This is a genomic window from Thermogymnomonas acidicola (genome assembly GCF_014646795.1).
Classification (GTDB): Archaea; Thermoplasmatota; Thermoplasmata; order Thermoplasmatales; family Thermoplasmataceae; genus Thermogymnomonas; species Thermogymnomonas acidicola.
Window position 1 is genome coordinate 641210 of sequence record NZ_BMNY01000001.1, and the last position, 13307, is coordinate 654516.

10 protein-coding genes and 1 rRNA gene are annotated in these 13307 nt (G+C 56.0%); 6 read left to right on the forward strand and 5 right to left on the reverse strand.

Features of this window, described 5'->3' with window-relative positions; all coding sequences use genetic code 11:
• The first annotated feature begins 104 nt into the window (after positions 1–104).
• Entirely contained in the window at positions 105–1262 is a 1158-nt protein-coding gene (locus IEW66_RS03140; protein WP_188680231.1) for an MFS transporter, read from the forward strand.
• 68 nt (positions 1263–1330) lie between these two features.
• Here IEW66_RS03140 and IEW66_RS03145 read toward each other — a convergent pair whose 3' ends face one another.
• From IEW66_RS03145 to fdhF, 4 genes are read right to left on the reverse strand one after another with little or no spacing between them, the layout of a single operon-like run.
• Positions 1331–1909 carry a hypothetical protein gene (locus IEW66_RS03145; RefSeq protein WP_188680233.1) on the reverse strand — a complete coding sequence of 193 codons (579 nt, stop codon included), beginning with the start codon at positions 1907–1909 and terminating at the stop codon, positions 1331–1333.
• Between the two features lie 36 nt (positions 1910–1945).
• Positions 1946–2791, reverse strand: a complete 846-nt coding sequence (fdhD, locus tag IEW66_RS03150; protein WP_188680234.1) for a formate dehydrogenase accessory sulfurtransferase FdhD — start codon at positions 2789–2791, stop codon at positions 1946–1948.
• Complete coding sequence (locus tag IEW66_RS03155) at positions 2788–3234, reverse strand: DUF1641 domain-containing protein (protein WP_188680236.1); 447 nt, start codon at positions 3232–3234, stop codon at positions 2788–2790. The genes fdhD and IEW66_RS03155 overlap by 4 nt, the downstream gene beginning before the upstream one ends.
• A 4-nt stretch (positions 3235–3238) precedes the next feature.
• Positions 3239–6175, reverse strand: coding sequence for a formate dehydrogenase subunit alpha (gene fdhF / locus IEW66_RS03160; RefSeq protein ID WP_229657467.1), 2937 nt, complete (start codon positions 6173–6175; stop codon positions 3239–3241).
• Between the two features lie 141 nt (positions 6176–6316).
• Here fdhF and IEW66_RS03165 point away from each other — a divergent pair, with 141 nt between their 5' ends.
• The 5 genes from IEW66_RS03165 to IEW66_RS03185 all read left to right on the forward strand — a co-directional run bounded on the left by IEW66_RS03165 (position 6317) and on the right by IEW66_RS03185 (position 10084).
• Positions 6317–7042 (forward strand): MqnA/MqnD/SBP family protein, encoded by a 726-nt coding sequence (locus tag IEW66_RS03165; protein ID WP_188680238.1) that lies wholly within the window; start codon positions 6317–6319, stop codon positions 7040–7042.
• A 122-nt stretch (positions 7043–7164) separates the two neighbouring features.
• The gene (gene guaB, locus IEW66_RS03170) at positions 7165–8622 is read left to right on the forward strand and encodes an IMP dehydrogenase (RefSeq protein WP_188680240.1); all 1458 of its coding nucleotides are present in this window, start codon (positions 7165–7167) and stop codon (positions 8620–8622) included.
• A gap of 6 nt (positions 8623–8628) precedes the next feature.
• Entirely contained in the window at positions 8629–9486 is an 858-nt protein-coding gene (locus IEW66_RS03175) for a hypothetical protein (RefSeq protein WP_188680242.1), read from the forward strand.
• Between the two features lie 37 nt (positions 9487–9523).
• Complete coding sequence (locus IEW66_RS03180) at positions 9524–9865, forward strand: DsrE family protein (RefSeq protein WP_188680244.1); 342 nt, start codon at positions 9524–9526, stop codon at positions 9863–9865.
• 63 nt (positions 9866–9928) lie between these two features.
• Positions 9929–10084: a cysteine-rich CWC family protein gene (locus IEW66_RS03185; protein WP_188680246.1), complete on the forward strand. Its 156-nt coding sequence runs from the start codon at positions 9929–9931 to the stop codon at positions 10082–10084.
• A 220-nt stretch (positions 10085–10304) separates the two neighbouring features.
• Here the strand turns inward: IEW66_RS03185 and IEW66_RS03190 are convergent.
• A 23S ribosomal RNA gene (locus tag IEW66_RS03190) occupies positions 10305–13227 on the reverse strand.
• Positions 13228–13307: the final 80 nt, after the last annotated feature.

Genomic DNA, 13307 nt, shown 5'->3' on the forward strand with positions numbered 1-13307 from the left:
CTAGGCTGTGTGCAATGATCCAAATGGTGAGCGCAGCTGGAACAGCAGAAAGGGAGACCTGGCTGGGGGTGAATCTTTAGAAAGTTCATTGGCATAACATAAGCATGGACAGGATAGCTGCCAGGAACGTGCCATCCATCCTCATCACCTTCATGCTCTCAGCTTTTGCTGCCTTCTCAATATCAATGGTAGTCAACCAGCTCTCGCAGGCCCTGCACACATCGGTCTCTGGTGTCCTAGTATCTGTGCCTCTGGACTTCATAGGAGGGGCAATAGGGGGAGTGGTACTGGGAAGGCAGTCAGACAGGCTTGGGAGAAGGCCCATGCTGATGCTTGCCGTGCTGATATTCAGCGTGTCCCTGGTCGCGGCAGCCTTCATCTCGAACATTGCGGAGCTCTACGCGCTCTGGTTCATAATTGGAATAGGCGTCAACTCACAGAACGGCATATCGTACCCTCTCCTGGTTGAGACGCTGAGGAGATCCACTGGGCTGCTAGGCAGCGTGATGCAGGGCCTCTATTTCATTGGGTTCCTCCTGGACACTGGCTTCTACTTCGTATTCCACTACTGGAGGACGTACTTCCTCGCATCTGGCATCTTCGCCCTGGTTTTCTCTCTCCCACTCGCTATCATCCTTGTGGAGCCATCCAGAGTCCGCAGGTTCCAGGGGAGGGGGCAGGGCATCACCGGCAAGCTGAGGCTCTACACCGTGGCCCTCTCCCTCATCACTGTAGGTGCCTTCATGCTCAGCGTTCCACTCATGAGTGTGGTGCCCACACTCTTCCAGCAGGACGGCATACCTCCATACTACACCTTTGTCTTCGCGGTCCTGGGGTTCCTTGGATTCGCCTTTGCAGGTTTCCTTGCGGACAGGGCTCAGAAGTGGGCAGTTACCCTGGGCTTCTCTATCCTGGGCATAGCTTCGGCGTCATTGCTCCTGCAAGTGCTGAGGGCACACGCCATACTGGCGGTACTCGTGCCTTCGTATATCTCTGCAGGCTTCTTCGGCTTCATAGGCGTATGGGCTAGCCAGACATACCCGCAGGAGATCCGGGCCGCCGCCACGAACATCGTCTTCTTGGTTGGCCGTGTGCTGGGAGGTCTCGCCCCATTCCTTGCGTCTGTGCTCTCGGTCTCGCTCAAGGATGGAATGGGCACGGTGATGCTGCTGGCTGCAGCAGTGAGCGTGCTCGGCTCTCTCCTCTACCTCTCCGTCATGAGAATGGGCGATGCCACTCCAGGGACTGCACCGGCCAGGTGAGGGCCGGGAGCAAAGCTGGGCCACTCAGAAAAAGTTTGTTATTCAAAAAAATCGGAAAAGATCATGTTTCAGAGTGGGAAGTGCAGGCCAAGGGCGAAGTTCGAGGCTGCCGCGAACATCAGGTACATGAGCCAGACACCGCCAATGACCTGGAACGTGGCCTTCCCCATGCCCCATGTCCTCTTCTGGGTGAATGAAGCGGGGATGTCGAAGATGTAGATCAGGGTCAGGATTATGAAGAGCACCATGACTGGTATGTCCCCGGCCTTGTAGAATATGAACGCGCCCGTTATGCTGATCCACAGGAAGGCTATTGCCATGAACCCATCGACCCTGGTGTCCGAGCTCCTGTACTTCGATATGCCCATCGCAAACCAGTGGACACCGTAGGCGGTGAACGCAAGGCCTGCCATGTAGAGGACGGGGGAGCTCTGGAACGCGCTGAATATGGTGAGCCCCAGCATTATGTATGTGCCTGTTATGAACTGCATGAAGCCAGGCATCCAGATCATCCACTGCCCCAGCGTCCTGTTGACACTCTCGTCCTTATCCTTCGGGAAGTTGGCCAGGTAGGAACCCCCAACCACAAAGTAGCCAACTCCGAGACCGAAGAAACCTATCGCAAGGGGTGGTAACGGACTGACCATCCCCAGATTTAAGGAGAATATGTATATAAATGTATGTCAGCCATAAAAAACAGTATCAAATTCTATTCTCTCTTCACCGGAGTATACATTAAATCTATCTTGCCTTACAAACCCACAAAGTGTAAGATTGAAGCTAAGTGCAGTGTCAACAGCTAGGCTGGAGGGCGCAGAAACGGAGCTAACGAGGCTAATCCTGGCCCGGACAGCCTTCTGGACTATCTCGAAGCCAGCCCTGCCGCTGACCTGGAGCGCCTTTCCCCTGCCGTCTATGCCGTTCATCAGCATGAAGCCTATGACCTTGTCGACTGCGTTGTGCCTGCCAACGTCTTCCGCACTGAATATCGCTTCACCATTGCTGTCGAATAGCCCGGCGGAGTGTATCCCACCGGTCTCCTCGAATATCCTCTGCTCACCCCTGAGCTTTTCCGGCAGCGAGAGAACAGTGGAGGCCCTGAACCTGGCACGGTCGTTCAGGACACCGAAGCCCTCCACTACCAGGCTCTCTATGCTCGCCTTCCCGCATATCCCGCACGATGACTCGACGAGCCTCGGTGCCCTCCCCACCGGCACGCTCCTGACCCCGACCTCCAGGGCGTTCTTGGGGCTGGATTCCTTATCCGCCTCACTGCCCGCATACCTCATCCACCTCACGTCGCCCGGCACCTTCACAACGCCCTCAGAGAAAAGGAAGCCGAGGGCAAGGAGGTCATCGTGGACCGGTGTCCTCATTATGGTCGCGTAGTCCCGGCACCCCATATCGTCGCAGAGCCTTATGAGGAGGGGCTCCTCCGCCGTTACCTTCTCATCCCTCTGCTCAATGGAACCGGAGGAATAGCACTGTGCCCTGAAGGTGAAATACGGAAAGTTGTTGCCCTCGATCATATGGAACCGATGAGCCTGAGCACCTTTGTGAGCCCTGCCGAGACCTCAGGGTCGGAAAGGAGGTTTATCAGGGAGGAGAGGTTGTGTGCCAGGTCCCCGCTCCTGGCCGGTGCGCTGCCATCCCCTGCCATCTTCGATACAGCCTTCATTAGCCTGTCCGTGTCAACGCTGGAGACAATGGCAAAGACGCTCAGAGCGTTCCTTATGAACCTGGCCATCCTCTCGTCCGTGAGCTCCTCCGTTATTACCTTCATCACCCTGTCCCAGTTCTCGAGCAGGGCTGTTAGGAAGGTGAGTATCTCGCTCCTCTGCACCGCATCGAGAAGCCTGGCGAACTTCTCCATCACCTCCCCGTTGCCCAGAACTTCGATGATCTTGGCCATCGAGGCCTCAAGGTTCTCCGGCACCTGCCTCCTCTCTATGACCTCTATCTCCTTCGCCAAGCTATCAGTCCTCCGTTATGGGCACATAATCCTTCCTGGCCCATTTCTTCTCCACCTCAACACCCGGCCTCGGGTTCCTCTGGTAGAAGCGCGGGTTGTTGAGTGGCAGTGGGCTCTTCCCCTTCTTCCCTATCTTCTCGACCCTGACAGGCAGCTCCTTGTATGCTGGTGTGTGGGAGTCTGGGTCCATTATGCGCCCTGTTAGTATATTGATCGCCTCCTCTCCCCTCCCGTTCATGGGCATGTAGAGTTCCTTTCCAGAGACCCTGTCCGTGACCAGCGCCACCGTCCTGACCTGGCCCCACCTGGATATGACGCGCACCATGTCGCCTGTCTCTATGCCCCTCTCCCTTGCCAGTTCCGGTGAGATCTCGAGGAAGCTGTTCGGCACCTTCTCTGATATGCCTGGAGACCTGTAGGTCTCATTGCCCTCGTGGAAGTGCTCAAGCACGCGGCCGTTGTTCAGCATGAGGTCAAACTCGTCGTCAGGGAATAGCGGGTGCCTGTACTCCAGCGGGTAGAACCTTGCCCTGCCGTCCGGGAAGTTGAACCTCTCGGTGTACAGGAGGGGCGTATCCTTTCCGTCTGGCCCCACCGGCCACTGCAGGCTGTTGAAGCCCTCTAGCCTGTCATAGGAAACGCCTGCAAATATTGGTGCGAGCTTGGCGACCTCATCCATGACCTCGCTGGGGTGTGAATAGTTCCAGTTGGCACCACAGGCACGGGCCACCATCTGTATTATCTCGAAGTCCGGCTTCGATTCGCCCATGGGCTCCATCACCTTGTAGATCCTCTGTATCCTCCTCTCTGTGTTCACAAATGTCCCCTCCTTCTCCAGGCTCGTGCATGCGGGAAGGACAACGTCTGCGAACCTTGCCGTCTCTGAGAAGAAGACGTCCTGGACGACCAGGAACTCCAGGGAGCTAAGCATCTTCTTGATGTAGTTCGTGTCTGAGCCGGTGGTGGTGAGCTCCTCTCCCACCACATACATGGCCTTTATCTTTCCCTCTTCGATGGCTTCAAGGCAGGAGTTGTTGTCAAAACCGCCCTTCTCTGGTATCTTGCAGTTCCATGCCTTCTCGAACTTCGCCCTGGCCTCTGGATCGCTGACCTTCTGGTAGCCGGGAAGGTATGCTGACATGGCCCCGAAGTCGCTGGTGCCCTGGACGTTGTTGTGGCCCCTCAGCGGGTATGCGCCTGTCCCTGGCCTGCCGTAATTTCCAGTGACGAGAAGGAGGTTCGATATGGCGGTGGAAGTGTCGCTCCCCATCTGGTGCTGGGTAACTCCCATGGCCCAGAGTGCGCAGACCGATTTAGCCTCGTGTATCATCTCCGCAACCCTGATCAGCTGCTCCCTGGGTATGCCTGTCTCCCTCTCCGCAAAGTCGAGAGTGAATGGCTCCAGGCTCTTCCTGTACTCCTCGAACCCCGTTGTCCTCTCCTCTATGAACTTCCTGTCCTCCCAGCCCTGGTCAATTATGTACTTCGTTACAGCGGACAGCCACACGAGGTCCGTGCCCGGCCTCGGGTGTATGAACAGGTCAGCCCTCTCTGCCATCTCATGCTTCCTTATGTCAGCAACGATGAGTTTCTGTCCCCTCAGCTTGTGGGCCCTCTTTATCCTGGTGGCGATGACCGGGTGTGATTCCGCTGTGTTCGTTCCGACCGCAAGTATCAGGTCAGCGCTGTATATGTCTGAAATCGATCCGGAATCCCCACCGTAGCCCACAGTCCTCCAGAGGCCCGTTGTGGCAGGTGCCTGGCAGAACCTGGAGCTGTTGTCCACATTGTTAGTCCCGAAGACCTGCCTGGCCAGCTTCTGGAGCAGGTAAGATTCCTCGTTTGTGCCCTTCGACGAGGCGATGAACTCTATTGCGTCCCCTCCGTACTTCTCCTTTATCCTCATGAGACCCCTGGCCACCCTGTCGATGGCCTCTTCCCATGTGGCCTCCCTGAACCTATTGCCATCCCTGATGAGTGGCCTGGTGAGCCTGTCACTGCTGTTTACGAAGTCCCAGCCAAACTTGCCCTTTATGCAAGTGGATATGCCGTTCGCCGGGCCCTCCGGCACGGGCTGGACCTTCAGTATCTTCCTCCCCTTTGTCCACATCTCGAAGGAACAGCCGACACCGCAGTAGGTGCACACTGTCTTTGTCTTCTTTATCTGCGTCGATCTCAGCGCGGATTCAGCGTTGCTCAGCGCCATTATTGGCCTCATTCCTATGGCAGGCTCGAGGCTCTTCACGAAGTCGATGAGTTTCTCCTTTGTGTCCTGCGGTATCGAGGTCAGGTAGCCGGCCTCACCCAGCATGCTCTTCTCCATCAGCGCGTTTACGGGGCACACCGTGACACAGTGCCCGCAGGAAACGCACGAGGACTCGTTGATGGGCACCCCGTGGTCCCAGACGACCCTGGGCCTCTCGAGGGACCAGTCTATTGAAAGTGTCTCGTTAACCTCGACGTTCTGGCACGCCTCGACGCAGCGGCCACAGAGTATGCACTGGTTGGGATCGTAGCGGTAGAATGGGTTCGAATCGTCCACCTCATACGGCTTCTTCTCGAAAGGGTACTTCTGGCTGTCCATGTTGAGCATGTGAACTGCCTCGTGGAGCGCGCAGTCTCCGTTGTTGTTCTCGCACACCGTGCAGTAGAGGTCATGGTTGTGTAGGATCCTGTTAACCGCCTCCAGGCGCGCCTCCATGACCCTGGGGCTCTTAGTTTCCACCTTCATGCCCTCTGACAGGGGCGTTGCACATGCCCTCTTGAGCTTACCGTCCACCTCCACAATGCATGTATCGCACGTCTGTATGGGGCCCAGGCTGGGGTGGTAACACACATGCGGTATATCTACGCCAGCGCTCATCAGTGCCTGCAGGACGGTTTCTCCCTCCCTGGCCCTGAACTCCAGGCCGTTCAGCTGTATCGCGAGTTCGCCGCTCAACCAACCACCTTCTTCTCCCTGTGCTGTAAATGTAAGGGCTCAATTTATTTAACCTTGATCGGAGGCGGAAAAGTCGAGGATTCCGGGGCGCCACACGATGGGGGTGTAAACCCATTTTACAGTGATAGGCATCATGGCTGGATGGTCGATCTGATAAGTTTCCTGCACTCAGAGCCCCTGAGCCTGGCACTTAGGGAGAAGTGCAGTGTGGAGCGTTATGAGCCAGGCAGGATACTGGAACGCCTCCTTGATGGCCAGGCGAGGACGGGCATGGTATCGCTTCTCGCATACATGGAGAACAGAGATGCCCTCAGGCTGTCCAGGAGCGCAAGCATACACACGGCCCACACCACCATGAGCACGCTGCTCCTGGGGAGGGGCCAGGGGCTGAGGAAGAGCATTGAGGTTGCGGTCACAAGGTACACAAGGACAACGGAGTTCTACCTTTCCCTCATACTCAGGAGGCTCAACGTAGACTTCAGGCTCTACAGGAGCGATGGAACTGAGGCCGCAGATCTCCTCGGAGAGAGGGAGTACGCCCTTGTGATAGGTGATGAGGCCCTCAGGGCCTACAGCCAGGGATACAGCATAGTGATGGACATAGGCTCTGAGTTCAGCAGGCTCTACAACCTTGCACCGCTGTATGCCGTCACGGTCAGTTCGGATGAGGCAGAGGAGGAGATACTGAGGCAGGGTGTTAGGGATTCGGACATGCACAGGCTGGAATGCGTGCCCCTGGGGGTGGAGAGGGGCATAAGGGCCGACATAGCAAGGCGCTACCTCTCACTCATCAGGTACGACTGGTCCCCGCTGACCGAGAGGACGCTCTCATTCATCGGAGAGGTATTCAGGAAACAGGACAGGTGAACAGTCGACGAGTGCATGGAGCGGAGGGGATCGAGGGCAGTGCCAAAGCAGGACTTGGGGCAATTTTAAGCAGGTCGCCCCCGATTGGTTAGGTTTATCTATCCATTTACCCTTAACTCCCAATGTTCACGGAAAAGCTCACACAGGCAAAGGATGGAGTTACTTTTGATGACGTGCTCCTCATACCTTCAAGGACATCGGTTGAGCCCAAGGAAGTAGACATCTCGTCTAGGGTGACCAGGCATATTTCGGTCAGAGTGCCCATAGTCAGCTCCCCAATGGATACTGTGACCGAGGCTGAGATGGCCATCGCAATGGCCAGGTACGGGGCCATCGGCGTGATACACAGGAACTTGCCCACAAACCAGCAGGTGGCCATGGTGAGGAAGGTCAAGAGGGAGGAGACCATAATAATAAGGAACGTCCATACAGTTTCTCCGGAGACGCCGATATCAGAAGTGAGGAACATAATGAGGACGAAGAACATAGGCGGCCTACCGGTGGTCGTGGGCGAGAAGCTGGTCGGCATAGTGACGAGGAGGGACCTGGAGTTTGCAGGCAAGGAAATGAAGACTGTGGAGGACGTAATGGTCAGGAACGTCATCAGCGCGCGCGATAGCATATCCCTGGACGAGGCCATAGAGATCCTCTACAAGAACAGGATAGAGAAGCTGCCCCTGGTGGACGAGAGGGGAAGGGTTGTGGGCCTGATAACAGCGAAGGACATCATGACAAGGCAGAAGTTCCCACACGCCACAAGGGACGAGGACGGCCAGCTGATGGTCGGTGCGGCCGTTGGGCCATTCGACCTCGAGAGGGCAGAAGCGCTGGAGCATGAGGGTGCAGACTTCATAGTTGTTGACACGGCACATGCGCACAATGAGAATGTCATAGAGTCGCTCAAGAAGATGAGGCGCAGGGTGGGTGTGGACATAGTGGCGGGGAACATAGCCACCTCCGAGGCGGCGGAGGACCTTATATCCCTTGACATTGATGGCCTCAGGGTCGGGATAGGCCCTGGCTCCATATGCACCACGAGGATCGTGGCCGGCGTGGGCGTGCCGCAGCTCACTGCCATATCAGAGGTAGCGGATGTGGCCAACAAGTACGGGGTGCCCGTCATTGCTGACGGAGGCATTAGGTACTCGGGCGATATAGTGAAGGCCTTCGCTGCGGGCGCATCCTCTGTCATGCTCGGCTCTCTCCTTGCTGGGACTGAGGAGAGCCCTGGCTCGGAGATGATAATAAACGGCAGGAAGTACAAGGCCTACAGGGGAATGGGTTCAATAGGCGCCATCCAGAGTGGCATATCCGACAGGTACGGCAAGCTCGGTGCGAACAAGTTCGTGGCGGAGGGCGTAGAGGGTGCGGTCCCCTACAGGGGAAAGGTGGAGGAGGTCCTTTTCCAGTTGACCGGTGGCCTGAAGTCAGGTATGGGCTACGTGGGGGCGAGGACCATCGAGGACCTCCGCATGAAGGCACGCTTCATCAGGATCACGGGCAACGGCCTCAGGGAGAGCCACCCACATGACATAAAGATAATATCGGAGCCTCCCAATTACCAGATATACTCGATGTGATGCCGGATGTACAGGAGAAGGCTGGTATTGGCCACGGCAGCAGTGGTGGCACTGGTCATCCTCGGTGCCATGCCCTTCACATCGAGTGCGGCCAGCGTCCAGGTGAGCCTGAACCCGAAATCAGGCACTGCCACGGTTGACGCTTTCTCAAACACCACCATATCGGTGCAGGTCTCCAACACCAGCATAATGAGGGAGATCCTGAACATAACCCAGGGCATATTCCCAGACTTAAGTGTGGCCGCAAACCTGTCAGGGAACGCCCACCTCATGGCAATGTTCAACAGTACCCTGGAATCCCTAGACTCGAACGTATCGCTCAAGTACCTGAGCGTATCTTTCAACCAGGTTTCACGCAGGGTCAACAACACATACCTGGTGATCAACAGGACCTCGGAGCTCAGCATGCTACTCACCGGTGTCTACACAAACGGGACAGCGAACATGACCTGGAGGGCCTTCAACTTCAGGGATAACCTCTCACTCCACGGCGTTTCGGTGACCAACATTAGCCTGGGCAGCGGCAATTATGTCAACGGAACCCTGAACTTCTCAGCATTCTCCGTAGCCCTTGCCAGGTGGAACAGGACATACAATCCATCAACGAACACCACAACGTTCTTCTACAGTGCAGGGAGGACACTGGACGTGAACATAACCCTGGACGGCGGGGGCATGAGGATAAGCGTGGTTTCAGACCCGCAGTACAGCATAGTGACGCCTGGCTATGCGGTTGCAAACTCCAACACCATAGTACTGGAAAGGCCACCTACAACAGGCCCGTACTACATCGTGGCAGTCATCGTGGTCCTCATAGTCGTGGGTGCCGCACTCTACTTCTCCAGAAGGAGATACCTGAGGTGAAGGGATAACTTTTTCAAACCATTTTTCTTTTACCACTATGGCAAAGGCCCTGTTTCTGATAATGAGCGGTAAGGAGAACCCTGCAAGGGCGGATCTGGGCATAATAATGGCCGCGAGGTCCGTGAAGGCAAAGAGGTACGATGACCTCAAGGTGATGTTTTACGGCCCGAGCGAGGAGTACCTGGCACAGCTGTCAGGGACTGCGCTGGAGCACTTCAACATCCTGATGGAGAACAAGGCTGTGGATTCTGCATGCGTGGCAATTGCAAAGAACAGCGGGGTGGACAAGAAGCTGGAGGAGATGGGCGTTAGCCTGATGCCGGCAGGTGAGAGGCTAGCCTATTACGTCAACAACGGGTACAGTGTGGTCACCTTCTGATTCACGCATACAACCTTGTCCTCAAATGAAATTTCTTAATATTTGTTAGGACTTTTATGCACCATGAGGAAGGTGTGTTCGCTCTGTCTGGAGGAGTTTGAGTGCGGTGGGCCATCGTGCTGGTGTTCTAGCGTGAGTGTGGATGAAAAGGTCAGGAGCATACTTCCGCTCCTCTCCGGTGACTGTGTCTGTCCCCGGTGCCTGTCGAGGAGGCTGTAGTGCCGGGGGCAAATGCCTCATCCGCGTTAACTGTCTGTACCACTCATGGCATCACGCTTCACGGGACGCATGTTCTGATGCGGGCCATTGGGCCGCACCCAGTACTGGGAAGCACATCAGAGCAAGGACAAACAGCAGGATAACCTAGACTGTGGATAAACGAAAAGATAAATTAAAAACGCTCTCAGACCCGCATACACCACCAACGGAACCATTAGCATGGACTGTGCTTTCGGGCGATTAGTGGCCGTGGACTTAATGCCTCGCAGCAGCTCGGCACTTACATCCCGGCTCTATCAACCTCCTCTTTTAGGAGAGCCCTGATGACGGTGTCTATTTTCAGGGGCGGCTTCGAGCTTAGATGCCTTCAGCTCTTATCCGCGTATGGCGTGGCTACCCGGCAGTGCCTTGCCAGACAACCGGTAAACCAGAAGCCACGAACCCCCGTTCCTCTCGTACTAAAGGCTCCTTCCCTTCAGACACCGAGCACTCCCACGGAGAAGCAACCCTACTGTCTCGCGACGTAGTGAACCCATCTCAGGATCCCTTTTAATGGGCGAACAGCCCCACCCTTGGCACCTTGTTCAGCACCAGGATAGGAACAGACGACATCGAAGTAGCAAACCCTCGGGTCGATGTGAACTCTTGCCGAGGACGACTCAGTTATCCCTGGGGTAACTTCTCTCTTATCACCCGCCCCCACTAAGGAGGAACAGGGTGGTTCGCTAGACCCTGCTTTCGCATCTGCGTTCCTTATTGCCCGGAACACAGTCAAGCCGGCTTTTGCTCTTACACTCTACGGAGGATTTCTGACCCTCCTGAGCCGACCTTTGGGGGCCCCTGTTTGATTCTCAGGGGCGTGGCGCCCCACCCAAACTGCCCACCAATAGTTGTCCCTCTTTTAGAGGTTAGTGACGCAATTCCCGAAGGGAAGTGTTTCATTGGCGCCTCCACCTGGGCCAAAACCCAGGCTTCGACGGCTCCTTCCTACGCTACGCATCGGGAACCGTATCACAGCTACAGGCTGCAGTAAAGCTCCACGGGGACTTCGCTTTCACGTGGGAGAGACTGGATTGTGCACCAGTGCATCGATTTCACGGGGCTGAACGCGGGGACAGTGGGACCCACGTTGAACCTTCATGCAAGCCGCCAATTAAGCGGCTAGGTATTACGCTACCTTAAGAGGGTCATAGTTACCCCCGCCGTTTATCGGCCCTTCTTCCCCTTGGACGGGGCTTTCAGGTACCGACACTGGGCAGGTTTCGGCCGCTATACACATCCTTTCGAACTAGCAGCGACCTGTGTTTTTGGTAAACAGTCGGAGTCCCCTTGCCACTGCGACCTATCCCCTCCCGGGATAGGCACTCCTTCTACCGAAGATACGGAGCTATTTGGCCGAGTTCCCTCGCGTCCATTAGACCCAAACGCCTTGGACTTCTCATCCAGGGGCACCTGTGTCGGTTCTTGGTACGGTCTCTGGCTTGACCCGATGCCACCTTTCACAGGCTCCAGGAATTTCAGGGAGCCCCTTACGGGGCCTCACCTGCTTTCGCCGGCTTCTCGTCATTACGACTCTCCACCGGCTTATACAGGCAAATGCGTAGGCAAGCGCACCCCCAATATCCCGAAACAAGTGACACCGGCAGAACACCAGAGGTGCTGGAATATTAACCAGCTTCCCTTTCGACTACCTCCTGTTAGGGGCAGTCTTAGGACCGACTAACCCTCGGCTGACGAACATTGCCAAGGAACCCTTAGCCCTTTCGGCGGAACCGATTCTCACGGTTCTTTTCTGCTACTTTCACCAGGATCCGCGATACCACACGGTCCACCCCTCCTCTCGGAGAGGCTTCCGCCCATGCGGCACGCCCCCCTACCGGATCACCTTTCGGTGCCCTAGGGTCTCGGCAACTGGCTTTAGCCCCTTCCATCTTCGGGGCACATAGCCTCGGTGAGTGAGCTGTTACGCACTCTTTAAAGGATGGCTGCTTCTAAGCCAACCTCCCCACTGTCTTTGGCCATGAACCCCTTTAGATCGCACTTAGCCAGTATTTAGGGGCCTTAACCCTAGTCTAGGTTGTTCCCTTCACGGGTACAGAGCTTATCCCTATACCCTAGCACCCAGCTTCTACGATCTCGGCAAGTTCGGAGTTTGATAGGTCGGCGCGGCCTTTCGACCGCTGACCAACCAGTCGGTCGCTCTACCTCACCGAGCATCTCAGCTGAGGTCTACCTGCGGGTAGTATCGGGGGGAACCCGCTATTGCCGGCCTAGATTGGCCTTTAACCCCTACACCCAAGTCATCCAAACGATTTGCACATCAGAACTGGTTCGGTCCTCCACCTAGCTTTCGCTAGGCTTCAACCTGCTCAGGCGTAGATCGACCGGCTTCGGGTCTCCCACGAGTGACTAAACGCATTTGCTACGCTACCCCTCCATTGCTGTGCGGGTAATCGCTTTCGCTGCGGCTACTCCCTAAGGGATTAACCTCGCCACTCGTCAGAACTCCCTGGCCCGTTCTTCAACACGGACAACAGAACACCGGTCAACCGTTATTGGCGGTCTCATCCCTTAAGTGCCCTGTAAGTTTATCGCTGCTTGGTTTCAGGCTCTTTTCACCACCCTTTCGGGTTACTTTTCAGCTTTCCCTCACGGTACTTGTTCGCTATCGGACTTGGGAGGTATTTAAGGTTGGATGTTAGTGCCACCCGTATTCCCGCGCGAATTACGACGCACGGTACTCTGGATACAGTCCCTCGTAGCTTCCTGCCTTACCCCTACAGGGCTATCACCTTCTATGGCCCACCTTTCCAGGTGGTTCAGGTTCAGCAGGGAGGCATTGGAGACTGTCCAAACTCCACATCTACCACCCTTTTCAGGATGGTATTCGGTTTGCCTTGTGCCGCTTTCGGTCGCCCTTACTAACGGCATCTCTATTGATTTCTTTTCCTCCGGGTACTAAGATGTTTCAATTCCCCGGGTTCCCCCTCCTTACGGAGTGCCAAAATGGCAGGAAGTCCCATTCGGAGATCCCCGGATCTAAGGCTCCCTGCGCCTCCTCGGGGCTTATCGCAGCTTGGCACGTCCTTCTTCGGCCCCCAAGCCAAGCCATCCCCCAAGCAGCTTAGCAGACGCACAATCCATCTCGCTGGCCCATTGGTGGTGTCACAGGTCTTTTGAACCTCAAACCCTTCCCCTCTGAACATAACATTTCAGAGAGTGC

Bases quoted from the DNA above. Each gene is read 5' to 3' on its own strand.
- IEW66_RS03185 (WP_188680246.1), top strand. From the start codon at position 9,929: ATGAGGAAGGTGTGTTCGCTCTGTCTGGAGGAGTTTGAGTGCGGTGGG.
- IEW66_RS03165 (WP_188680238.1), top strand. From the start codon at position 6,317: ATGGTCGATCTGATAAGTTTCCTGCACTCAGAGCCCCTGAGCCTGGCA.
- IEW66_RS03180 (WP_188680244.1), top strand. From the start codon at position 9,524: ATGGCAAAGGCCCTGTTTCTGATAATGAGCGGTAAGGAGAACCCTGCA.
- IEW66_RS03140 (WP_188680231.1), top strand. From the start codon at position 105: ATGGACAGGATAGCTGCCAGGAACGTGCCATCCATCCTCATCACCTTC.
- IEW66_RS03175 (WP_188680242.1), top strand. From the start codon at position 8,629: ATGTACAGGAGAAGGCTGGTATTGGCCACGGCAGCAGTGGTGGCACTG.
- guaB (WP_188680240.1), top strand. From the start codon at position 7,165: ATGTTCACGGAAAAGCTCACACAGGCAAAGGATGGAGTTACTTTTGAT.
- fdhD (WP_188680234.1), bottom strand. From the start codon at position 2,791: ATGATCGAGGGCAACAACTTTCCGTATTTCACCTTCAGGGCACAGTGC.
- IEW66_RS03145 (WP_188680233.1), bottom strand. From the start codon at position 1,909: ATGGTCAGTCCGTTACCACCCCTTGCGATAGGTTTCTTCGGTCTCGGA.